Genomic DNA, 22,996 nt, shown 5'->3' with positions numbered 1-22,996 from the left:
AAACGCCATCTAGTGATGTACGCCTTAAATTGTCACATTCCTGATACAGTGATGGAGATTAATTTTATACACTCGGCCTAGACAGTACCTAAAGGCAGAATGGCATGTGGGATAAGTTTGTTGCTTTTGCTGATGATAACAAACAAGTTATCGCTAAATTATCACCCGACATCACGGTGGACAAAAACTTTGATACCCGTGGGTTGAGTGAAGCATTGTCGGCACTTGGTGCCGGAGACTTGTTTGTGCTCGAAGATGAAGTGGCACGTTTTATTCATTGCGCAAAAGAGATGAAAAGCGAGTCGTATGTCGGCATCACCGTTGCTGAAGTACGGAATGCGTCCGTTGAGGTCGTCCTTTCTGACCACGATATGCTTGCCAGTATGGTGGTCACTGGTGCCTATAAAGGTTTACCGCTTAAAGGGCCTCAAATTGTTCACGCACTGGCGCAGATGCATGTTACAAAAGGTATTAATAAGCTCGCGCTAAAAAAAGTGCTCGTCATGAGCCACCAGCTAAAGCCCGGTGAAACCTTCACTCAGCCGGTAGCGCAAGGCAAACAACCGATTCAGGGGGTTGATGCCAAATTCACTCCTCTGGTTAAAGACCCAACCAAGCAAATCCTCGCCCCCAAAGAAACTAACGGTAAAGTCGATATGCTTAACCTCGGCGAGACCATTAACGTTTCTCAGAATGCGCCAGTAATGAAGCGGACACCGGCAACCAAAGGTACGCCGGGCATGACAGTGACTGGCAAAGTCATTCCACCTAAACCAGGTAATGATGCTGTGCTTAAACCAGGTAAGGGCACAATTGTTTCTCCTGATGATCCTAATCTTCTTATTGCTGAAGTGTCTGGTATGCCTATCATCAAAGAGCGTGGTGTTGAAGTCGAAGATGCGCTGTGTATCCCTACTATTGGTGTTGCTACAGGCCACGTTAAGTTTAAGGGGAATGTCGTAGTACTTGGTGATATCGAGTCGGATATGGTTGTGCGAGCCACAGGGTCACTTACGGTTGGTGGATTTATTGAGTCAGCTGACGTTCAGGTTCAGGGTGATATTGAAGTCGCAAAAGGGATCATTGGTCATAATGTTTCTGAAGGTGATAAGAAGAGTTGCATCGTTAAATCTGGTGGTTCGATTACTGCCAACTATGCCCAGTTTGCCGAGCTACAGGCGGCCAACGATATCCATCTTAGCGTTCACTGTATGAGTAATGATCTTCGCTGTGGTCATGATTTAGTGGTTTGTGATGCAGCTGAAAAGCAGGGCACCTTAAGTGGTGGAAGCGCGAAAGTTGGCGGCAAGGTGAGCTGCGTTAACCTCGGTGTTGAGGGGGATACAGCCACTTATGTTCATGTCTTTGCCCGCTATCAGATGTACAAAGAGCGCCAAGCTAAGCTCAAAGAACAGTACACTCAGGCTCAGGAAGGTACCATGGGCATCATCCGCAAAGAGCTTGAATTCAAGAAGATTCCAAAATCCGAACGGACACCAGAACAAGAGCAGAAACTGGAACAGGATAAGCAGGAAGCCAATGCTTATCTGGAAAAGGTTAAACATGCCCGTGATACTAATGAGCAAGAGTTGGAAGTCGCACTGGCAGAGAGTACCTTAGAGGCTAAGAATAAGGTATACACTCATGTTACGGTTCAGTTTGGCGATGAGAAAGTAGTGACTAAGCGTGTTCGCGGCGCCAGTATCTTCACTTTCAATCAATATGAAATCAATCGCTCTTCGATGTTTGATGAAGAAGATCTCGATCAGGAAGAGTAACTCCCGTTTCTACCCACCTTATCAGCACCTAACGACGCTGACATGAAGTACAGCCGCGACATGCTGAGCGGCTGTGTTTATCCAGACGACTGCGTTGGACCTTACAATAAGCGTTCTTCAGGGCTCTCCGACCGGCAAACCAATCCTGCGGTTTTTCTAAAATCAAATAACCATTGAAGCGTTTGACCAGCTCGACACGATACTGGTCGATGAACTTGCTGTCATAACCAATTTCAAAATAGTCCAGTGCTTGCTCAATGCTGGTAAAACTGTCCAGCGTTTGCTGAAACGTTAATTGGCTCATCGTTATTAGCCGCGTTGTTGCTCAAGTAACTTACCAATCGCCCCTTTGCTGGTTTTGCTGATTTTCTGCATCAAGCTAAACGAAGGCTCACTTATGCCGCGTTGTTCAATGTCTTCCAGCATCAATAGCCATAGCTTGGCAGTCATTTGTGAATCCGCTAACGCTCGGTGGAATACGCCATCATTGTCGATCTGCTTATAGCGGACCAGATCACCCAGTTTATGGCTGGGTGCATCTTGATTTAGACGACGTGAAACCAGCAGAGAGCAAGCAAAATCGCCAAGATAATCTTTATTTATTCTGTCAAATTCAGCATCGAGAAAACGCTTATCAAAAGAGGCGTTATGAGCAACGAGGTTATCGTCTGCAATAAAACTATGGAACTGAGACATTACCTCTTCGCAGCTAGGTGCATTGGCCAACATTGCGTTGGTGATCCCGGTATAGCCCTCAATAAAAGAACTGACGCGAAAGCCCGGGTTCATCAACTGTTGAAAGGTATCGACAACTTCACCATTGATGAGCTTTACGGCACCGATTTCAATCGCGCGATCACCCATATTTGGTGATAACCCAGTGGTTTCAAAGTCGAGAACAATGACAGAATTGGCTGTTGGCATGAATGTTCCTAGTTAGGTTAGTGAGCAGCAAAGCGCTTTCAGGGAGAGGATTAAACACTTGTTAGTGTTAATCATCAAGATCTGGAATCGTTTAGGTGGTCGAGAAACGCTTTTTCCAGTCGCTTAAAGCTTGAATATGCTCCGGACCAATGCCACAACATCCACCGATAGTGGTCGCACCAAGACGATACCACTGTTGACAGTAGTTCAGATAATCTTGTGGTGAAAGCTCTCTCATGGTCTGCATGGACTCATTGGCTTGATGTTGATTGCCTATTGGAGCGAAGTTATTGGCATACACACCAATCTCTATCTCTGTTCCCATTTTGTCCATGACCTGTTTGACGTCGCAAATCGCTTGCGACATCACCTCGGGTATCGAACAGTTAAAGAAAATCCCTTGTCCTTCAGATTGGCACACTTGCAACGCTGCGTCACTTACGCTCTGGCCACTGCGAAGCACTGCGCTATCGGTAAGAGTATCCTGAAGAGAAAATGCGTAATAGCAGGGCTTAGAGGTGCGACTCAGTACCAATTGAATAGCGTGAAATTCTTCAAGACTAGAGATGGTTTCTGCAATCCAAATATCCACTTCGCTATCTTGTGCTTCAAACAGAGTGGTGAAGATTTCTTTTGCTCGTTGCGGTTGGAAAAGATCGGGTCTATAGCTGCCAAATGCAGGAGGAATTGCTCCTGCTACCAGCACTGGATGGTCGGCTTGGCTGGCAACACGCTTGGCGATTTGTGCAGCCTGACTAGCCAATTTGGCGCCATCGGATTGATATAAATCCTCTCCAAGGTGGAAGGGCACACAAGCGTAACTGTTAGCAATAATGACTTCTGCGCCTGCATCAATAAAGTGTTGATGGGCGAGCTGGACATGTTGAGGCGACTCAATCAGGGCCTGAGCACTCCAAAGCGGTTGAGAAAAGGGAGCGCCAAGTCGACGGAGCTCGCGCCCCATACCACCATCTAGGATAGTTAACTGCTTCATATATCACCTGAATGTCTGTGTGCTAACGGAGTCGTTCAGCGACTTGATGTCGGGATAAACTCTTGCGACAAACTAGCGCTTTTCGCCCTGATAAACAACCTGATTTCGGCCACTGTGTTTGGCCTGGTACAAATGCTTATCCGCTTTAGCAAGCGCTTTAGAAAAGTTACCATCCTGCCACATGCTAACTCCGATACTGACGGTGATTGCGGCTGGGGGACCATATTGTATAAGAACATCGCCAAGGTTGAGCTCGACGGATTTACGAATCCGTTCAGCAATGCGCAGGCTGGTCTCTAAGTTAGTATCAGGCAGTACGACGGTGAACTCTTCTCCACCCATTCGACCGAAAATATCACTACTGCGGATTTCATTTTTGATTAAGTTAGCGACGTTAATAAGGACGTCATCACCACACGCGTGACCATATTTGTCATTGATGCTCTTAAAGTTATCCAGATCGAGCATCAAGATTGCAGACGATTGGCTTTGCTTCGCGGCGATAATGTTTACAGCGTCCATCAGTGCACGGCGATTAAAGATATTGGTGAGCGGATCAAACTGAGACAGTTTGATGAGTTGTCGCTCCTTAATACGTAGGTTGTTGGTCATATCTTCAAACGCATTCAGTAGGCGACCAATTTCATCATTACGCTCGGTACGCTGCGAGTGAGGGTAGAACCCTGCACTAAGGGCATTGACCTGTTTCTGAAGCTTAACAATGGGCATGGTAACGATTCGTGACAGGAGAATTAGCAGCACGATAAACAGTGCCATGGTGATCATGATGTAAATACTTACTTCGTGCCTGATCACTTGTGTCTCTCGCTCTATTTCATTCGCGTCGACAAACAATGCCACGCTAATACCTGTCTTATCATTGTTATTGGTCGGATTATTGAAGTAACGGAATTGAAAAATTAGGTCTTGCGTCAGGTTGTATACAACGTTTTGATTGGTCAACATTCCCCCTAAATCCCTGCGTAGTATTGGCTCTTCATTGTCATTCAGTTTGAATTTTTTCAATCGTACCGGATTGAGATAATGAGTGGAGGAGATGATGTGCTGATCTCGGTTACGAACAATGGCGATATCAACCGACTGAATGCCTTGTTCGCGAAAACTTTGCTTTACCTTTAGTAATTGTTGATCGAGAAGGGTTCTGTCTAACACTACGGTATAAAAACCTGACAAATTCTGTTCACAGTCGATCAGCGGGCGCGAGAAAAAGTAGGTTGAGTTGTGATAAATCAGCCCTAACTTAGCAATACTTGATTCATCTGCCAGGGTTGCGATTGCTTTAGGAAGGTGTTTTCCTCGACGTATTTGCACCAGATTTTGCGTCAGTTCCCGGCTCGAAAAAGAGTTCTCTTCACCACGAGCATTGAGGGCTGAAAGTTTTTCAAGCAGTTGTTTCTGTTGCGCTTCGCGTTTTGGCCCATCAATTTGCCAGCGCGTGAATGACTGTCTTAGTAACAATAAGGTTTTGTTACTAAGGATTGTTTTGCCCTTTATTTCTCGACGAAGTACGTAACGATTACTTGGGTTTGCGGATAGAACAAATTGCGTGGCTCGCCCGTTCAGATCCGATAGAAACAGGGCAGAAAAACCGGATGAAAAGCTCAACGCATTAGCCAGTTTGTTTGCGATATTTTCGCTTTGTTGTGGGGAACATTGCTGAATTTGAGAGCTTACTTCATCAAACTCAGCCACGCTGGTTTCGGATGAGAAGCGAATGTAGTCTGCACTTTGCGCCACGGCAATTTTGCTCGCTTGCGCTATGTGTTCAAGCATCAGGCTTTGTCTTGCTAAAAAATAGCCATAACCGAACAGAAAGATGCAGACGATCAATGGCAAAAATAGCAAGAATACTCTGTAGCTCAGTCTATTCATTGCTCTCCTTGTCGTTGATCATGGGGACTAATCACCCCAAACTCTTTAGCAACAGATAGCTCCCCCTGACGAAACTGCCCTAGGTACATTGGCAGATCAAAGTGATGGTCTTCACGCAGATAAATACGTTCCTCGCCAGAGTACATCGACAGACCGTGCAGATTGTCCATGACGTTCTGCTTGGTGATAGGATCAGACTGTTCTATTGCCATTTTGAGTAAATTGATCAGGTCATAATGAGATTTTGATGAATAGGTAACTACCGCATCATCACCGTGAAGTTGGCGATAATCGCTGATAAATTTTTGTGCAGAGTCAGACTGGCGTTGACTGATAAAATGAAGGGCCGTGTAGATCCCTTCCAGTTGCTCCATTTCTAGTGCATTTAGGTAGGTTTCATCAGCGGCGAAGGCAACAATCTCTATCTGGCGATCAAAGTCATAGCGGCGAAACTGACGAATAAACTCAAAGCCATCCTGACCGGGTAAGATGAGCATTAGAACCTCGCTTCCTGACGACTGAATACGTGCCAAGGTTTTGCCATAATCCTTTACCCCAAAAGCCGTGAATTCAATCCCATTGAGGCTTCCCTGATTCTGCTCTACAGACTGTTGGATTCGTTTAGCCATACGGTGAGGCCAGATATAGTCATAGCCAAAAATATAGAAGCTTTTCTTATCGGTTTCGATAAAGAAAGGGATGACCGGATCGACGTAATGTTCGGGGATGGTGCTGTAGCAAATCAGGTAATCATTATGATGGCGACCTTCGTAATCGATGCCATACATCATGGGAGTTTTGAACTTACTGGCGATCTCACTCATCGCGTAGCGAGACGAGGAACTCACTGGGCCCATCAACGCCAAAACATCATGCTGTTCGATAAGTTCGCGTGAATAAAGTACGGTCTTTGCCGGATCGGTATTGTTGTCACGAACAATGAGTTCAATCTGCCGGTTATCAATTCCACCCTGCTGATTGATTTGCTCGACGGCTAACTGAGCACCTCTGAGAGCTTGTTGTCCATAAACACTGAATGTTCCAGTCAGAGGAAGTACAGCACCAACTCTGATTGGTTGTTTTGGTTCAGAACAACTCACTAAAAACATCACGAACAAAATGGTTAACCATTGTGGTCTAAACATGGTTGCCTATCCTTAGGGTGATTTATTGCTAAAAGTTATGCGTCCCCTAGTAATAAGAGTAATACAGTTATTAATGGATAAAAGGCGAAAACCAAGATAATCACTAATCTATTCGTTTAGCATTAGCCACACAGGTATTGACGCCATAACAAGGAGTTATGAAGGCTCGCTGTCTTCACTCGTTATAGTTAGAAAGCATCAGTCAGAATCATTTGTGCTATCGCCGCTATAGTCAGGCGGTATACTGAGCCTGACTTTATCAGGATCAAACATGTCTAATTCAATCAATCTAGTACTGGCGTTAATGGCTTTTGCTGCCAACTCATTCTTTTGTCGTTTTGCACTTTCTGGTGAGACGATTGACCCAGGTTCATTTACTTTTATTCGCCTGTTATCAGGTGCGATTACCTTAGCGTTGATCCTGTTGATTCGGCGAGAGTTCAAGATCGCTTTTATCACCAATAAGCTAAGCTGGTGGGGCGGTATCGCATTGTTCGGTTATGCAGTGAGTTTCTCTTACGCATATACCCAATTAACCACTGGAACAGGTGCCTTGATTCTGTTTGGTATGGTTCAGCTGGCGTTGGTCGCTTTCCATGTGCTTTCGGGACAACGTCTGAAAATGGTTGAGATGGCAGGGATTGCTGTCGCGGTCAGTGGGTTTGTCACCCTTATGCTGCCGTCTGCTCAAACACCTAGTTTGTGGGCCGCGCTATTGATGGTGTTGTCCGGTATTTGCTGGGCAGCGTTTACCCTGTTAGGACGCAGCGCGTCTTCACCATCCTTGTCGATTACCCATGGCTTTGTACTTGCCAGCGTGATTGCCGCCTTGTTTAGCCCCTGGCTGGTTAACTCCTCTACTATTACTGCTGAAGGTATAGGCTGGGCGCTATTATCTGGCATCTTTGCATCTGGCTTCGGCTATATTCTTTGGTATCGCGTGGTCAAACAGATATCAGTACTGCAAGCATCAGTCGCTCAGTTGAGTGTGCCCGTAATTGCGTTTGCTGCGGGAAGTATTGGTTTGGGTGAGTCGATCACATTCGAGTCCGTGATCGCTGCGCTACTTGTTTTAAGTGGTATCGCGGTGATCTTTGTGGCTAAGGGCAGGTCTTAAGGAACCGTTTACCTGACTCAGCGAACGAGCACTGAGTCAGGTGTTTATTGTCAGACTTTATAATGCTCGATTTCGTGATTAAGCAGTTCTGAAAGCTCTGCTAGCTCTTGAGTTGCAGCGCTACTCTGTTCTGCGCCCACTGCGGTTTGATTTGAGATCTCGCTGATGCTCGATATGTTGCTGTTGATCTCTTCCGTTACCAGGCTTTGCTGCTCAGCGGCAGTGGCTATCTGGACATTCATCGCAGTGATTTGATCGACGCTTGCCTTAATCAGGTTGAGCGCATCACCCGCTTCACGGGCTTTCTCTACAGTTGATTGTGCATTTTGAGCGCCGATTTCCAGGCGCTGAGTCGACTCACGACTACCGTTTTGCAATCTTTGTATTGTTTGCAGAATTTCCTGAGTGGATTCTTGAGTTCGACTCGCCAGAGTGCGGACCTCGTCGGCGACCACTGCGAATCCTCGACCCTGCTCGCCAGCACGAGCCGCTTCGATAGCGGCATTGAGAGCTAACAGGTTGGTTTGCTCTGAAATCCCCTGGATCACATCAACAACACTGCCAATTTCTTCTGAGTGCTGTGCCAGTTGGTGCATCGAATCGACCGACTCCTGCATCTCTTGCGACAGTTTCTCAATCAATTGAATACTTTCTATCACCACACTCTGGCCACTTTCAGCCGCTTGATCCGCTTGTTCGGAAGCTTGGGCTGCCGAAGATGCGCTTTGAGCGACTTCATGCACCGTCGCGGTAAATTCGTTAATTGCGGTGGCAATCTGCTCAGTTTGTGACTGCTGAGTGAGAATGTTCTGCTTAGTTTGCACAGATACCGCCGAGCTCTCCTCTGCAGAACGAGCTAACTGGCTAATCGAGTCGCGGTTGGTTTGGACTACGTGTTGGAAGCTGGTCACTATGTTGTTTACCGACTCTCCAATATGAGAAAACTCATCATTGCCGCCTAAGTGTAAGCGTTGGGTTAAATCCCCTTTGGCAATGAGCTCTGACGATGTTTCCAGTTGTTGTACAGCAATGTTGATGCGCTTCATTACTAATATCGACAGACCAATGATCACGACTAAAGAAACTAGGGTAATGGCACTGACAACGATAATAAAATGGCTGGTATTTTCATTGGCCTGCATGAAGCTCTCTTTGCCTTCTTCGACTTGCATTGCGAAGAAGGTTTCGGCGAGTTTATAAGCCTCGCTGAATAGAGGGTTGATTTTGGTTAGAAGAATGAAATTTGAGCCGTTGAAATCCCCCGCATTTAATTTTGCGATGGCAGGTTCAAAGCCCTGATCAGTAATATCGTCAATAATCTTAGCCAGGTTCGTGACTAGGGTTTGTTCATCACCTTCCAACTTGGACTTCAACAGCTCATTGTCGATGATGTGGTGTAAGGTTTTTAGTGACGCCTGTATCTGATCGATATGGAACTGCACTGGATGGTCGTGCATCGAAGCCGTTTGAGAAGAGGGAGCGTGTTGAAAAGAGAGTAATAAAGCACTGCGTGCTGCGCTTAGTTCATCGATTACCCGACTGGTTCGAATAGTATGCTGCATCCCCTGACTATACAGCTCTTCGATATAGCCAGCGGAGGTTTGCATTCCGGATATACCTTTGTATCCCAATACGAGGAAAGCGACCAAGGTGAGTAGAATAGCCAGTTTTAGTTTGGTACTGACCTTGGCAAATAACGCAGCCATTCCCCCGCTATTGTTCATCGGGACAGATTCCGATTTGTGCTCAAGCGCAACTGTCATAGTGATTCCTCATCTAATATTTGTTTTTTCTAATATTAGATAAGTTGAACGAATTGGTCGTTTCGATTGATTGATTCAGATCATTGATTTGGCGTACTCGATACGAATTAGAACTGAAGTGTTACCAAGCGCATACTTTCATATAGATCAATGAAACGGTCTCAATGGGTTTGTTTCATATTTATAGCTAGCCCTCTTTATTAATTAAACGGTACTCAGATTGAGATAAAACCGCTTGTTCTAAGGTGACCAGACTTAGTGTGCTGTAGCCAAAGAAGTTGGGAACTAATTTTTGACGGACCGATTCAATGGTGGTGGTCGAAAGGTCATCAAGTACCAATTCTTCGGCAAGCTTAAACAGCTGCTGTTTACTTTGTGGGTCTAGTGGACCTAAGAACTGACTATAACCAGAAATAGAGGCATAGAGGTTACTGAAAGTTCCTGCCGGGTTTGCTTCAATGTAATATGTAATGGTTGTCGATACATTCGCTTTAAGTTCACTGACCGATTCTTGTGCCGCCAGTGGTACTGACAGTAGAGCTTCACCACCAGCATGTTCGAATGTATTTGGAGTAAAGCTTTGGTCAGGGAAAACTAAGTAGGCCGCAATGTACCCTTCTTTAACGATAGCTGAAATGATAAAGCGGTTATCTTTATAGTAGCGGATGACGTCACCTGTATAGGAAGTTTTCATATAAACAGGCGCGCCAAAAGTCTCTTCAAGAACGTCGGCAGATGCCCTGATGTAGACCTTTTCCAGATTTGACTGCGAAGGGATGTCGGTAAATTTTGATAATACGATATCAGTAACCTTGTCAATTGCATCCAGAGTATCGTTCAAGCCTCCCAGAGCGATAGCAACAATCGAAACTAAGGCGATCATTTTGGCCCACTGTGCTTTGATTTTGTCTTTTACCGAGCCTGGTGGGGTTATCACTGCTTCGTCTGGGCTAGTCGTGGTCTGTTCCATGTCTGTTCCTAATCAATTTAGTGTCGATGTTATTGCTGATTGTTTGAGGGAGCCGGGCAAACTACATATAAAGCGCGATTCGACTGTTCACCTTTCTTAAGTAATTCTTGGTCTCGTCGTAGGGCAAGTTAGCGACCAGATGGTCATAGACTTGCTGAGGAGACATGGTATTGATGATTTTTGCTGCTTTCTTAATGCTGGTGGAGCGATCAGGGTTGAACGCTCTAGCTACATTTCCCGCACCAGTGTTGTAGGCAGCAATAACACAATACAAACGACTCTTATCATCCTTAATTGAACGTAAGTACTTATCGTTAAGGATGTGCAGATACGCGGTTCCTGTTGCGACGTTCTTCGGTGGTTGATAGAGGTCCTGAACGGGCATCGGAGAATCGATATTATGAATTCTCTTATTTACGTCATGTCCAGCGCTGGTTGGTACAACTTGCATAAGACCAAATGCAGGAATATGAGATTTAGCGTTTGGACGGAAAGCAGATTCACTGTGCATGATTGCCATTACAAGTGCCTGGTCAATATCCCATTTCTTACTCTCTTTTGCTGCAAGCGGTTGGTATTGAGATGCTCTGGCTTTGAGATTCCCTTCTGGTAACTTGATGGTATAACTGACAATCGTCTTCGGTTTGTGGGACTTGACTGGTTGGGTTACTGGCGGCTTAGCAACTATCTTTTTAGGCGCTTGCTCTGCCTCTGGCAACTGTTGAGAGGTTGGTTGTTTTGCGACTTGTTCAGGCGGTGGCGTGTGGCTCGGTTTGGATGAAGTGTCATCACTTGCCAGCTCTGCGTTAACAACAGTCGGTTGCTCTGGTAGCCCGAATTCACGGCGTTTCTGTTGATACTTATGGGCGATGTTTGCGATACGATCTTTAGAGTGTTTCAGTAGCTCTATTTTCTTTGTATGGGCTCGTTCACGGATAAAGGATTCAGGGATACCTGTGTTAGCGAGAACCAGCCTTTCTGCCTGTACGTCCAGCTCATTCATTTGAGACAGAGTCTGCTCAATAATGAAGTTCTTCTCACTATTTTCAGCTGAAGCCGAGTATTGAACCGAGGCTTGATTAACAGTCGCTTGAGATAGGTCTAGTGTCTGTCCACCGAGTGTCAGCTGATGTTGGCTTAGCTGCGATTTTGCCTTTTGAAGCTCTTCATCCGTTGAGACTAACGCTGACACTGTGATGGTGTTGTTCTCATAATCAATGACTTGTTTCGTTTGATTGTTTTTAGAGTATTCAACAGATTTGGTTTTGCTATCAACTTCACCACTTCCCCAGCTATCGATCAACTCAAGCTTCTTTTGATCTAGGCCCGCGGTGTATTGATCGCGCCAGCTCTCGTATTCTGAAAGATAGTTATCCAGCCAAGCGTAAAACTCCTTCTTTTGTTCTTCGAATGGAGCATTTGCGTTGCGTTTGAGCTCCGCTAGTTCCTCAAACGCAGAGTCATTAGCGATTGATAATCCACTATGGAAAGAGAGTAGGCACACAAAGGCACTAATAGGGAGAGAGTATTTCACAGCAGACGTCCTTGTTGGTGATAAAAAAGGCTATCTGGGTTGTCCAGATAGCCTTGGCGGAGGTTACATTGACTTAAGAGATTCCAGCGCCTGAGAAAGTTCGTCAGCCGCTTTTTCGTTGTTGAATTGGTTCCACAACTTGGAATCTTTCGTTGCGTCAGTAATCTTGTCGATATTAGCGTCGTAGGCTTGCTGATCCATACCGACTAGCACGTACAGGCCACCACTTGGGCTTACTTGGCTGACAATGATTTTGCTGTTGCTCAACGAACGGGTAACCACGTTCTTGGTTACATCCTCGAATACTTCCACAACTGACTCACTGTTGCCCGCCAGAGTATCTGTGCTGACCTTGGCTTCTACAGCTTGCTTGAACATGTTACTGACATCAGTCTGGAACTGAGATGCCAGAGCGACGCGAGCATTATTCACCGCCACTTTTCTCATTAACGGCATACCGGCAGCGCTTTTCTTCGCATAACCTGTTGCTCCGGCTACAAGGTCTGAAGGCATAACATCGCATACCCAAGCAGGAGCTTTCTCCGCAGGCGAATCAGGGAAAGTACATGGGGCGAAGTTCTGCGTTTCCTGCACAGTTTGAGTGGTTTGACAGGCAGTAAGCGGTAAGATGATCGCCAAGGTGCCAATTAGTTTTCTCATAAGTTAAGTCCTAGTTTCTCTAAACCCATATCTTTGGTGTGACACTCAACATCGATAATCGAGCATCCTTCAGGAAGGATTCTGGCGGCGTCGCCTTTTTTCACTTTTAGTGCAGTCTCTTCATTTATGCTGACCCAAGCGTATTTTTGCTTAATCCCATGATGAGGAATGTCGACCACTTCACCTTCGCCAACGCCAAATGTTTCCATTTCACCATCCACATCCATGACTCGAGAGAACGCGACCTCGGCACCAGGCTTAACGTTCTTGTTGGCACCCATACCAATTTTCACCATACTTCCCGCCTCACATTGGCGTAGTTCAATAATTGGTGCACTTGGAGCAAGAAGCTCTTCTAATGAACTGTTGTAGTCGACCGCTTCTGCAACTGACTTACTTGCTAGAGATGTGTATTCCGCTGATGAAATTGGACATTTTGAAGAGCGCGTTTCAGTTGAAAACGAGTGATCGCCTTTTAATTCAATACGTTCAACTAAGGTCATATCCGGAAGGGTGACGACCTTAGTGATGGCGGTAACGTCGACTGAATAACGGCATTTAGCGGGAATGTGGATCCTTTTCCCATCGTCGTTGACAAATGACTTAGCTTCACTGTAAGACTTGTTAAAGTCGCTGGAAGTTATCTCAGTGATCAAAGCCAGATCCGCGATAGGAACGCCTTTGGTATTGTAACGTCCGCTTTGCTCTGCCAGTCGAATCTCTTTCTGTAATTTGTCAGCCAGTTTACGGTCAACCAGATCGGTTCCTGCCTGAGTAATTTTTGCTTCTAGATCATTTCGCAGAACGGCACGAAGCTTATCACCCGCAGAGTCTTCAAAACTGATGTCTACCGGAAGAACGATTACTTTTCGATCTTCGCTCGATTTTATCGCGACTTCTGCTTCTTCAAGATTTACTCGAGTATCCGGCGTACAAACAACATCAGGCCCTGACAGTGATTTACATCCTCCCAGCAGCATCAAAATTCCAACTGCCAATGACGTTTTTCTTATCATTTCTAACTCCATTTATATGTTTATTATTAAAATCCCATGGCTTGCCACAAACCCAACTCATCTATTTGTGCTGAGAAATGTCGTTCAGCGCCTTCCTTTGACAGCTTGTAGCTGGTTAGAGAATTGGCTGTGGAAATAAGCTCATTATTGGCTATGAGTTTTCCTTGTGAGTTAATCAGTTTGAGTTGAGTAAGCTTGGTTGAAATAAAGGCTTCACCTATTTTGTCTTGCCTATATTCCGAAGTTAGAGTCAGAGCATGTGTGACTTTCTTTGAACGTTTTTTGGTTGTCATCACACCATGCTTGGCCAGTTTGCTGGCGAGAAAATCAGAGCTTTTCAGGTCGTTTTTAGAGTTGACTATACGAACCAGAATGTCAGAACCAGTTTCTGATACCTGCTTGATCAGCTGTGGCGTATAAATAACGTCAACATCGATTTGTTTATCCATCCCGGAAAGAATGGCGAGACGAACTTGTATATCGCTAAGTTGCTTTTCAGGATCTTGGTTGTCCATCCACCAAATAAATTTGTCCTGATGTTTGAGAGCCAGCAGTCTATTCTTTGCTTGATTTTCAATACGTTCGATATCGGAAATAAGTTGTTTAACTATGGTTTCACGCTTAATTCTGGCCTGGACGTAATAATCATATTCACTTGCTTCGGATTTTAGGTACTCAATGCCACTAAAAGAAATCTGAGCTGTTGATGTATTTACATTATTGTCAATATAAGAGCTGTTAAGTGACTTTTCATTAATTGTTCTAGATGATTCATTCATAGAAAAATCTGAATCAACCTGAGTCCAAAGTTGTGAATTTATCTGACTTAATGCTGAATTCTTGGCTGAGTTAAGACTGCGTCCTTTGCCATTTGAATATATATAGTCCTCATCATTAACAGGAGGTTTGGTATACCATTCTGGTGAGCCGGTTGATTGGCAACCTATTAATGTTACGGTACTAAATAGTATTGTAAACAAACTCTTTTTATTCATAGCTAAATGACCAGTCCCAGATAAGTTCCAATGGGATCTATGACCCATTAACTTTAAGTTGTTGAAAATTAAGCGATAAATATTTTGCCCTCGACGGGGGAGTGTCGAGGGCAAAGTACTGCTTGATGATTTTTTGAACCAAAATCACATACAGAATGTAAGGTATATATCGGTTAAAATTAGCGCAACGATATAGTCTTAATAACGAGATCTTTGTCAATAAATTAATATGCTTTTGAATGTAAATATTGAATAAATAAGTGTTCGAATATTTAATTTTTAAGGATTAATAATAATTTTTGGAATTTGTGATGTTTAAACTTTTTGCAGTGGTTTTATTAGGTTTAGGTATTTTTATTGGACTAAAGTATAATGATGAAATTAATGATATTATCAATAGTGATGCCGTAGAGGAAATATATGAAGATGCGAATGATATTGTTGATGAAATTAACAATTAGCTATTGATATATTGTTCCATATAATGGGCTGTTAATAGGTATTAATGAAAATTTATATCCAGTAGCTAAGGTCGAGTAGCATTATTGTTTTAACGACGATTTCTAGCCGGATGTTAAGTAACCGATTAGAAAAAGGCTTCCTCTATGGAAGCCTTTATACTTTTGTATTATCAAGGGTTCAGTTTATTTGATGTGAGTCATACGATTGAGAGTGAAGCTCTCGACTGCACCCTCCACAGCCGCGGAGTATTGTGCGATATGCTCACTGGCTAGATGGTTATCCAGTGCCTGTGCTGACTCCCAGTTCTCATAGAATACAAAGTGTGCTGGATTGTCGTTGTCTTGATGTAAGTCGTAATTGATACAGCCCTCTTCAACAAGTGTTTTATCAATCAGTTTTACCAGTTCACTCTTTACCAGCTCAACCTGATCTGATTTGGCAACAATGTTGGCGACTATCGTCAGTTTAGTCATTGTTTTGGCTCCAAAGTCTGATTATAGGGCTTAAAGCGTAGTTACTACGTCTTCGAATGGCAGGCGTGCTTTAGGCAGACCATGGTTATAGTCTTCGCCTTCTTTGTGGTAACCCATTGCCAGAGCAAAATCACACACGTAGCCGTCCAACTCTTGTTTAAACTCTTCGCCAATCAACTGAGCATCGACACCTTCCATTGGAGTCGAGGCGATGCCTAAACGCGCTAATGTATGAAGGGTATTACCAAGAGCAATGTATGTTTGTGCTTTGGTCCAGTTGCCATTAAAGCCTGTTTCATCGGTATTCAGTTCAGCGAAACCAAATGCACCATCAAGCATGTCATTGTAACGCTCAGCAGGTAAGTGACCTGACGTTACCTCAGCGTCAACGACTTTCTTGTACTGCTCTTTAGTGAAACGAGGGTTATAAGCAAACAAGATTGTGTGTGAAGCCTCTTTAGCGTGAGGTTGATTGAACTGAAACATGTTGGCAAAGGTATTGTGGAAACGCTGCTTCGCTTCGTCGCTCTCTAGCACAATGAACTTCCACGGTTGGGAGTTGATCGATGAAGCAGAAAGGTGAATCGACTGCTTAATGATTTCGATGTCCTGTGCAGAAATGCGCTTGGTCGCATCGTATTTTTTAGTTGTGTAGCGAGTGTTCAAATCTTTGATAATTGGATGAGTCATGTGGGCTCCTAACTTTCTAAATATTGGCGCCAATCGCAGTCAGCGTCTCTCGTTGATGGGTAATTTACGTCAACAGAAGTTGGAGAAAAATAGCGATAGTCACCAATTACTATGGAACATTTTATCCATAATAAAACGATGCTTTGGCTAAGTTATGAACGGTAGAAACCATAACGAGCCCAATCAGGGCCCGTTATTATTTAGGTTGGTAATCTGATGAGTCGGTTAAATCGGAACCACCAGAATATCGACCGGTGAAGAGTCAACCAAGTGTTTAGAGTAAGAAACGATTTTGCTCCAGAAGTCGTGGTGATGACCACAGAGCAATAGATCGACGTCGTTTTCTTCGATGGTTGCTGCGAGTTTGTCGGCCAGATCTCCGGTTCCCATTAAAATGCGCTTAACAGGCACTGAACTGTAGGATTCAAAAGCGCGAATTTGTTCAATGGTATGCTCACCAAACGGCGGATGATTGGTATCGGCTTGAAGGTCTACAACCTCTGGGTAAATTTCCCCATGAGAGCCGTCAATATGGATAAACGAAACTTCGGCGTTGGTTAGCTTTGCCAGGTAGGTTGCCTTATCGATCAGCACTTTGCTTTCGTCTGTGAGTTCAAGGGCAACAAGAATATGTTTGTAGTTCATAAACATGACCTTCTAGTGACTATCCTGAATTAAGCATAATCGCTGAGTAGGAATAAAGGTGCCGCCAAGATCTCGAAAATGCCAAAAGCTTACCTTCTTTGGTAACAAAATAGGAAATATCACGGATTCATCCCAGCCTCATTTATTTGTACATCCTGGGTCTACAATGATTGGCAGATGTTACTGCTGACTAGGAATTTATCATGACAACCTTCCCTACTAATTTCCTCTGGGGTGGCGCGATTGCAGCCAATCAGGTCGAAGGCGCTTTTAATCTTGATAACAAAGGGTTATCGACTTCTGATATGTTGCCTAATGGCATTTTGAGTCCTCACCAGACTCGCCAGCAGCGAGGCGATGGGATTAAGGATTTAGCGATCGATTTTTATCACCGCTATCCGCAGGATATTGAGCTGTTTGATGAGATGGGTTTTAACTGCCTGCGACTCTCAATCGCCTGGACTCGTATTTTCCCTAACGGAGATGAGTCAGAGCCGAATGAGCAGGGTCTAGCCTACTACGATAAGATTTTTGATCAGCTGGCCAAACATAATATCCAGCCGTTTGTCACCTTGTCGCACTACGAAATGCCATACGCTTTGGTTGAGAACTATGGTGGTTGGGGAAGTCGTGAGCTGATTACCTTCTTTGAGCGTTATGCGCGTACGGTATTTGAACGTTATAAAGATAAGGTCAAACTCTGGCTGACGTTCAATGAGATCAACATGTCTCTTCATGCGCCTTTTACTGGTGTCGGCTTGCAGGAACAGGCGACGGAACAAGAGATTTACCAAGCAATTCACCATCAGTTAGTCGCGAATGCGAAAGCGGTTAACTTATGTCATCAAATCATCCCGGATGGCAAGATTGGCAATATGTTGTTGGGAGCACTCAATTATCCCTACACCTGTAATCCGGACGATGTGATTGCGGCAATGCATGAGAACAACAAATGGCTGTTCTTTGGTGATGTGCAGACACGCGGTAAGTACCCGGGCTATATGCTGAGATACTTCCGTGAACAAGACATAGAAATTGAGATGCAAGATGGTGACCTAGAGCTGTTGTCTGGGGCAAGCGTCGACTTTATCTCATTCAGTTACTACGCCAGTGGCTGTGCCAGCGCCGATCCTAAACAAAAAGAGGTCGGTAATATCGTTGATAGCGTGCCAAATCCATACCTTGAAAAGAGTCAGTGGGGGTGGCTAATCGATCCGAAAGGACTGCGCATCTTGCTTAACTTCCTACATGATCGCTACCAAAAGCCACTGTTTGTGGTTGAAAATGGTCTTGGTGCTCGTGATGAAATCGATGAAAACGGTCAAATCAATGATGATTACCGAATTGCTTATCTCAACGATCACCTTGTTCAGGCACGGGAAGCGATACTGGATGGTGTTGAGTTAATGGGGTTCACCAGCTGGGGCCCGATTGATCTGGTCGCTAACTCAACTGCGGAGATGAGCAAGCGTTATGGCTTTATCTATGTCGACAGACATGATGATGGCAGCGGTTCTCTGGAGCGTAAACGTAAAAAGAGTTTCCATTGGTACCAGCAGGTTATCAACAGCAATGGTGCCAGCCTGACGGTTAAATGATCGATTATCGTCAAGACTGAACAAAGGAGCCTGAACGGGCTCCTTTTTTGTTTTAAGCGCTCTTTGTTTTACTAATGCTTTGGTTTCTCACTTGGTGAGAAATGTTGCAATATTTTGTTTATAAATTCCTACCAAGTAAGAATACAATTTGATCAATATTCATCGATGACGATACAACAATAGCGTGAACTCTATGAAACAGAACAGCGGACAGGTTAACGAGAAAGTTCTCCAACTGTTAATGCAGGTGGCCGTAAATGACCAACCGATTACTGCCAAGCAGTTGAGCGAGCAACTAGGTACACCGATCAGTAGTCTTTACCGTCACTTGAAGTTGCTCAAAGAGTGGAACTTGATTGAAGAAAGTCCAAATGACAAAACCTTGATCATCGGTCCGGCTGCCTTGCTATTGATGCGCAGCTATGAAACCAGTCAGCACGACTTGGATGCGGTAGATGCGGTGCTTAATCGCTTGCAGAAACAGACCGGTGAGATGGCGGCCTACATGGTGCCTGTTGGTTACAGAGCATTATGTGTCAGCCGAAAAGAGAGTATGCAGGCGCTTCGTTGCAGCTACGTCCAGGGTCAAAGTCAACCCCTGTTACGAGGCGCCTCATCCAAAGTTATGTTGGCGTATATGCCAGCAGCGAGATGCGAAAAAATCTTGCGTTACTTTGGCGAGCAAGAACGACACGAGCAGTGGATGAACGAACTGGAACAGATCCGTAATCAGGGTTATGCGGTCAGTACGTCTGAAATCGACTCTGGTGTTTCAGGTATCAGTGCTCCGGTAATGAAAGGTTCTAAGCTGATCGGTGCAATTTCGGTGATGGCGCCTGCTCATCGAGTTCAGCTTAATCAACAGAGAATCGTTCTTCACGTACTTCAAGCAGCGAGGGCATTGCCCCCAGAAAGGTAATCGATATGTTTGGCCTATTTCGACGTAATAAAGCTGAAAACATCACAGGAATATTGTCTCATCGTTTAGTTCTGCTGAGCGTGAGTGAGAAACTGAAACCGATGAAGCAAGTAGACTTCGAAATGGCCGATCAAAGCCTGGAAGAAATTTATCAATGGATTGAGGAGCTGGAAGGATTTCGCTGGTTAAATGGAGGGCACTACAACCTTACTACGCAGCCAGTCGGTAAGTACCAACTTCACCTCAGCCACTACCTTGGTACGGAAGCTTTACCCGTTATCTTTACCAATAACAGTGAAACCTTGCTTCATTCGTTGCCTATACTTCACTCGAACAGAAAAGAGCTTGGCATAATCCATATTGGTCGTAACTTTGAGCTTAAGGCATCTCTGGAACCCGATCAGGGCAGTGCATACCACTTTGCGCTCTCTCGCTATAACGAGTGTCGTCTGTTCTGTCTGGGCATTGATCTCGCTCAGCACTCAGAGCGACTACTGGAGTACGCTGAAGATTTAGGGTGTGACTGGATGACAAGTGAAGAGTGTAGTTTCAGCCATCGCTTTCAGGTTAAGAACCAGCTCGCAAGCTATCTTTCTCATTGTGAAGATGTGATCGTTAATATTGACCTCTCTTGCCTCTATCCAGTCTCACGGTTGGAAAAGGGGACTGCACTGGATGTGCAGATGGTCAATCGTATGCTGCGACAACTGCTGATTTCTGGCAAGGTACGTCAGGTTCAGCTTGTCGGCTATAAAGATAAGCACCTTTACTCAAAGCAGACACAGAGTATTTTGCATGAGCTGACTCAGTTGTTTCCAAGCAATGACAGAGCGGCCTGATTTTCCAGACTCCAGAAACACAAAAGCTGGCGGTTAAGCCAGCTTAGTACGGTGGGTTAGCACATTAAGATGATTTGTTCGCGTCTTTGTTCGACTCTTTCCAGTACTGAATGCGTACGCGATGCAATTGTGCTTTTCTCATTTTCTTCATGATAATCCCTCACTTAAAAAACAAATGTGCTCTTCAATGAGCTAATGTGAATGTAGTTCCTCATGAACATTCAACAATGTAGCCATCAAAACTGAAAAGATCTAGGGTTTTGATCACATTTTTTTGTCAATTTTGCATTGTTTATCATTCAAAAGTGAACCATGGCGCACTTTAATGTAGCTGAAATGAAATTGCCTTTTCACTGTCCAATTTTATTAATCAATACGAAACAATAAGTTAACCAATCTGTCATTTAATCTGTCTACGATCTGCAGCCAAAGATATAACAACTACTCAAGCAAGGAGTCAGCAATGTGGAATCGTGACAGTCAGGATTCTCAGTTCAGCCAAATGATCGATGCACGTTTATCACGTCGTCGCTTTTTAGCTGGTACCGCAGCCGTTAGTGCAAGTGCATTTCTTTCACTAAACCCAATCACCAAAGCATTTGCCGCTAAAAACGATAGCCCATTGCTCAACTTTGAACCGGTTCCAGCATCAACAGCCGATGCGTTTATCGTACCAAAGGGCTACAAGGCAACGCCGCTATTATCGTGGGGAGACCCAATTTTCGCTGATGCACCTGAGTTTGACCCAAGCGGCAAGCAAGGTTCACAGGCACAGCTACGTCAGTTCGGTGACAACACGGATGGCATGAGTCTGTTCCCAATCAGCAAAGATCGCGCGGTGATTGCGGTAAACAATGAATACACCAATTACGATTTACTGTTCGATCATGGTGGCAAAGCCATGACTGCAGACGATGTACTTAAAGCTCAGGCGGCACACGGTGTCACTGTATTTGAAATCGTTAGAACGGGTGGCGAATGGAAGCTGGACAAAAACGGTAAGTTAAACCGCCGTATTACCGCTAACACTGAAATGAAACTGACAGGCCCTGCCGCGGGTCATAAGCTGATGAAAACTGAGCTCGACCCATCAGGCATGAAGCCGCTCGGTACATTTAACAACTGTGCAAATGGTCAAACGCCGTGGGGTACCTACCTGACTTGTGAAGAGAACTTCAACGGTTACTTTGGTACCAGTGGCAGTGCAGAGCTCACTGCAGACCACAAGCGCTACGGTGTTAAAGCAGCGCCAAGTAAGTATCAGTGGCATGACACAGATGAGCGCTTTGATGTTGCCAAGCACCCAAATGAACCTCACCGCTTTGGTTGGGTAGTGGAAATTGACCCTAATGATCCAGATTCAACCCCACTTAAGCGCACGGCTTTAGGTCGTTTTAAGCATGAAAATGCGGCGCTGCTCATTGACGATAGCGGTCATGTGGTTGTTTACCTTGGCGATGATGAGCGCGGTGAGCACCTGTACAAATTTGTTTCTAGCAACAAGTATCAACCGGGCAATGACAAGGCGAACCGCAACCTTCTCGAAGAAGGCACACTATATGTGGCTAAGTTCGAGATGGATGATAAAGAGCTGCGCGGTAAAGGCGAGTGGATTGAGCTGACATACGGCAAGAACGGTCTGACCAAACAGAATGGTTTCAACGATCAGGCAGAAGTGATGATTTTTGCTCGTCGTGCAGCGACTCAGGTTGGCGCGACGACAATGGACCGTCCTGAATGGGTAGCCGTTCATCCAGACAACAAGCATGTGTTCTGTACACTGACGAACAATAAACATCGTGGTGTCAAAGAGGGGCAGCCAGTGGGTGGACCGAACCCTCGTAAAGAAAACCATTATGGTCAGATTGTTCGCTGGTTACCGCACAACGGTGACCACACCAGCGCAGGCTTTGAATGGGATCTTTACCTGATCGCCGGTAACCCGCAAGTGCATCAGGGTAACTTGTATGCGGGCAGCGAAAATATCAATGCTGATAACATGTTTAACAGTCCTGATGGTATTGGCTTTGATAGTGCAGGTCGTCTGTGGATCCAAACCGATGGTAACTACTCAAACAAAGGTGATTTTGCCGGTCAGGGTAATAACCAAATGTTATGTGGCGATCCGATGACTGGTGAAGTACGTCGCTTCCTGACTGGTCCTGTCGCTTGTGAAATCACTGGCCTGACTTTCTCTGCGGATAACAAAACCATGTTTGTTGGTGTTCAGCACCCAGGTGAGAAAGGCGCACCTTCGCACTTCCCTGGAGGTGGTGATAGTAAACCTCGTTCAACCATTATGGCGATCACTCGTGAAGATGGTGGCGTGATCGGCGCCTAGCAGAACGAAAATGGTTAATTGTGCGGGGCCTTGTGCCCCGTTTTTTGTTTGCTACAGGATTGCAATAGATAATTATGCGTATATAGGCATAAAATTTGTGATCTCCTGTTCATTCGATACTAAATGTAGTTGCTACATTTGTACGGTATCACTATATTGAAAGGGTATCCCAATAACTTAAAGGTGTAGAGAACCGAGTAAACTCCCAACGTTAATACGAATAAACTGAACATAAATCGA

Annotated in this window: 21 protein-coding genes; 7 read left to right on the top strand and 14 right to left on the bottom strand. The window is 44.9% G+C overall.

Annotated elements, in window-relative coordinates; genetic code table 11:
* Nucleotides 1-104 precede the first annotated feature (104 nt).
* On the top strand, nucleotides 105-1,778 hold the full coding sequence (locus RH46_RS13090; protein WP_006879954.1) for a flagellar assembly protein A: 1,674 nt from the start codon (nucleotides 105-107) through the stop codon (nucleotides 1,776-1,778).
* A 28-nt stretch (nucleotides 1,779-1,806) separates the two neighbouring features.
* Here RH46_RS13090 and RH46_RS13085 read toward each other — a convergent pair whose 3' ends face one another.
* The 5 genes from RH46_RS13085 to RH46_RS13065 all read right to left on the bottom strand — a co-directional run bounded on the left by RH46_RS13085 (nucleotide 1,807) and on the right by RH46_RS13065 (nucleotide 6,734).
* Nucleotides 1,807-2,082, bottom strand: a complete 276-nt coding sequence (locus tag RH46_RS13085; protein ID WP_006879953.1) for a nitrogenase-stabilizing/protective protein NifW — start codon at nucleotides 2,080-2,082, stop codon at nucleotides 1,807-1,809.
* Between the two features lie 5 nt (nucleotides 2,083-2,087).
* Nucleotides 2,088-2,702: a 3'-5' exonuclease gene (locus RH46_RS13080; protein ID WP_006879952.1), complete on the bottom strand. Its 615-nt coding sequence runs from the start codon at nucleotides 2,700-2,702 to the stop codon at nucleotides 2,088-2,090.
* A gap of 91 nt (nucleotides 2,703-2,793) precedes the next feature.
* Complete coding sequence (locus RH46_RS13075; RefSeq protein ID WP_006879951.1) at nucleotides 2,794-3,696, bottom strand: homocysteine S-methyltransferase family protein; 903 nt, start codon at nucleotides 3,694-3,696, stop codon at nucleotides 2,794-2,796.
* A gap of 72 nt (nucleotides 3,697-3,768) precedes the next feature.
* Nucleotides 3,769-5,589 carry a GGDEF domain-containing protein gene (locus RH46_RS13070; protein ID WP_006879950.1) on the bottom strand — a complete coding sequence of 607 codons (1,821 nt, stop codon included), beginning with the start codon at nucleotides 5,587-5,589 and terminating at the stop codon, nucleotides 3,769-3,771.
* Nucleotides 5,586-6,734, bottom strand: a complete 1,149-nt coding sequence (locus tag RH46_RS13065) for a substrate-binding protein (RefSeq protein WP_006879949.1) — start codon at nucleotides 6,732-6,734, stop codon at nucleotides 5,586-5,588. Before RH46_RS13065 ends, RH46_RS13070 begins: the two co-directional genes overlap by 4 nt.
* Before the next feature lie 271 nt (nucleotides 6,735-7,005).
* Between RH46_RS13065 and RH46_RS13060 the strand changes: the two genes are divergently transcribed.
* A complete protein-coding gene (locus RH46_RS13060; RefSeq protein ID WP_006879948.1) occupies nucleotides 7,006-7,851 on the top strand; it encodes a DMT family transporter in 846 nt (281 codons plus the stop codon).
* Nucleotides 7,852-7,901: 50 nt separating this feature from the next.
* Here the strand turns inward: RH46_RS13060 and RH46_RS13055 are convergent, their stop codons facing one another.
* The 6 genes from RH46_RS13055 to RH46_RS13030 all read right to left on the bottom strand — a co-directional run bounded on the left by RH46_RS13055 (nucleotide 7,902) and on the right by RH46_RS13030 (nucleotide 14,789).
* Nucleotides 7,902-9,614 carry a methyl-accepting chemotaxis protein gene (locus tag RH46_RS13055; protein WP_006879947.1) on the bottom strand — a complete coding sequence of 571 codons (1,713 nt, stop codon included), beginning with the start codon at nucleotides 9,612-9,614 and terminating at the stop codon, nucleotides 7,902-7,904.
* Between the two features lie 187 nt (nucleotides 9,615-9,801).
* Complete coding sequence (locus RH46_RS13050; RefSeq protein ID WP_006879946.1) at nucleotides 9,802-10,584, bottom strand: ETEC_3214 domain-containing protein; 783 nt, start codon at nucleotides 10,582-10,584, stop codon at nucleotides 9,802-9,804.
* Between the two features lie 61 nt (nucleotides 10,585-10,645).
* Nucleotides 10,646-12,118, bottom strand: coding sequence for a transglycosylase SLT domain-containing protein (locus RH46_RS13045; protein WP_006879945.1), 1,473 nt, complete (start codon nucleotides 12,116-12,118; stop codon nucleotides 10,646-10,648).
* 63 nt (nucleotides 12,119-12,181) lie between these two features.
* On the bottom strand, nucleotides 12,182-12,778 hold the full coding sequence (locus RH46_RS13040) for an LPP20 family lipoprotein (protein ID WP_006879944.1): 597 nt from the start codon (nucleotides 12,776-12,778) through the stop codon (nucleotides 12,182-12,184).
* Complete coding sequence (locus RH46_RS13035; protein WP_040895832.1) at nucleotides 12,775-13,794, bottom strand: hypothetical protein; 1,020 nt, start codon at nucleotides 13,792-13,794, stop codon at nucleotides 12,775-12,777. The genes RH46_RS13040 and RH46_RS13035 overlap by 4 nt, the downstream gene beginning before the upstream one ends.
* A 26-nt stretch (nucleotides 13,795-13,820) precedes the next feature.
* Complete coding sequence (locus RH46_RS13030) at nucleotides 13,821-14,789, bottom strand: LPP20 family lipoprotein (RefSeq protein WP_040895829.1); 969 nt, start codon at nucleotides 14,787-14,789, stop codon at nucleotides 13,821-13,823.
* A gap of 311 nt (nucleotides 14,790-15,100) precedes the next feature.
* On the opposite strand from RH46_RS13030, the gene RH46_RS22345 reads away from it, so the two are divergent.
* Complete coding sequence (locus RH46_RS22345) at nucleotides 15,101-15,250, top strand: hypothetical protein (protein WP_006879941.1); 150 nt, start codon at nucleotides 15,101-15,103, stop codon at nucleotides 15,248-15,250.
* 183 nt (nucleotides 15,251-15,433) lie between these two features.
* Here RH46_RS22345 and RH46_RS13025 read toward each other — a convergent pair whose 3' ends face one another.
* The 3 genes from RH46_RS13025 to RH46_RS13015 all read right to left on the bottom strand — a co-directional run bounded on the left by RH46_RS13025 (nucleotide 15,434) and on the right by RH46_RS13015 (nucleotide 17,059).
* Nucleotides 15,434-15,724, bottom strand: a complete 291-nt coding sequence (locus RH46_RS13025; protein ID WP_006879940.1) for a putative quinol monooxygenase — start codon at nucleotides 15,722-15,724, stop codon at nucleotides 15,434-15,436.
* Nucleotides 15,725-15,754: 30 nt separating this feature from the next.
* Nucleotides 15,755-16,414: a nitroreductase family protein gene (locus RH46_RS13020; RefSeq protein ID WP_006879939.1), complete on the bottom strand. Its 660-nt coding sequence runs from the start codon at nucleotides 16,412-16,414 to the stop codon at nucleotides 15,755-15,757.
* Nucleotides 16,415-16,639: 225 nt separating this feature from the next.
* Nucleotides 16,640-17,059, bottom strand: a complete 420-nt coding sequence (locus RH46_RS13015) for a universal stress protein (protein WP_006879938.1) — start codon at nucleotides 17,057-17,059, stop codon at nucleotides 16,640-16,642.
* A gap of 203 nt (nucleotides 17,060-17,262) precedes the next feature.
* Between RH46_RS13015 and RH46_RS13010 the strand changes: the two genes are divergently transcribed.
* From RH46_RS13010 to RH46_RS12995, 4 genes are all read left to right on the top strand, one after another.
* The gene (locus RH46_RS13010) at nucleotides 17,263-18,657 is read left to right on the top strand and encodes a glycoside hydrolase family 1 protein (protein ID WP_006879937.1); all 1,395 of its coding nucleotides are present in this window, start codon (nucleotides 17,263-17,265) and stop codon (nucleotides 18,655-18,657) included.
* 193 nt (nucleotides 18,658-18,850) lie between these two features.
* Nucleotides 18,851-19,576 carry an IclR family transcriptional regulator gene (locus RH46_RS13005; RefSeq protein ID WP_006879936.1) on the top strand — a complete coding sequence of 242 codons (726 nt, stop codon included), beginning with the start codon at nucleotides 18,851-18,853 and terminating at the stop codon, nucleotides 19,574-19,576.
* Between the two features lie 5 nt (nucleotides 19,577-19,581).
* Nucleotides 19,582-20,415, top strand: coding sequence for an arginase family protein (locus RH46_RS13000; RefSeq protein ID WP_006879935.1), 834 nt, complete (start codon nucleotides 19,582-19,584; stop codon nucleotides 20,413-20,415).
* A gap of 463 nt (nucleotides 20,416-20,878) precedes the next feature.
* The gene (locus tag RH46_RS12995) at nucleotides 20,879-22,756 is read left to right on the top strand and encodes a PhoX family protein (RefSeq protein WP_006879934.1); all 1,878 of its coding nucleotides are present in this window, start codon (nucleotides 20,879-20,881) and stop codon (nucleotides 22,754-22,756) included.
* Nucleotides 22,757-22,996 lie beyond the last annotated feature (240 nt).

It is taken from the genome of Vibrio brasiliensis LMG 20546, from assembly GCF_000189255.1.
Classification (GTDB): domain Bacteria; phylum Pseudomonadota; class Gammaproteobacteria; order Enterobacterales; family Vibrionaceae; genus Vibrio; species Vibrio brasiliensis.
This window is presented reverse-complemented; position numbering and strand designations above follow the sequence as displayed.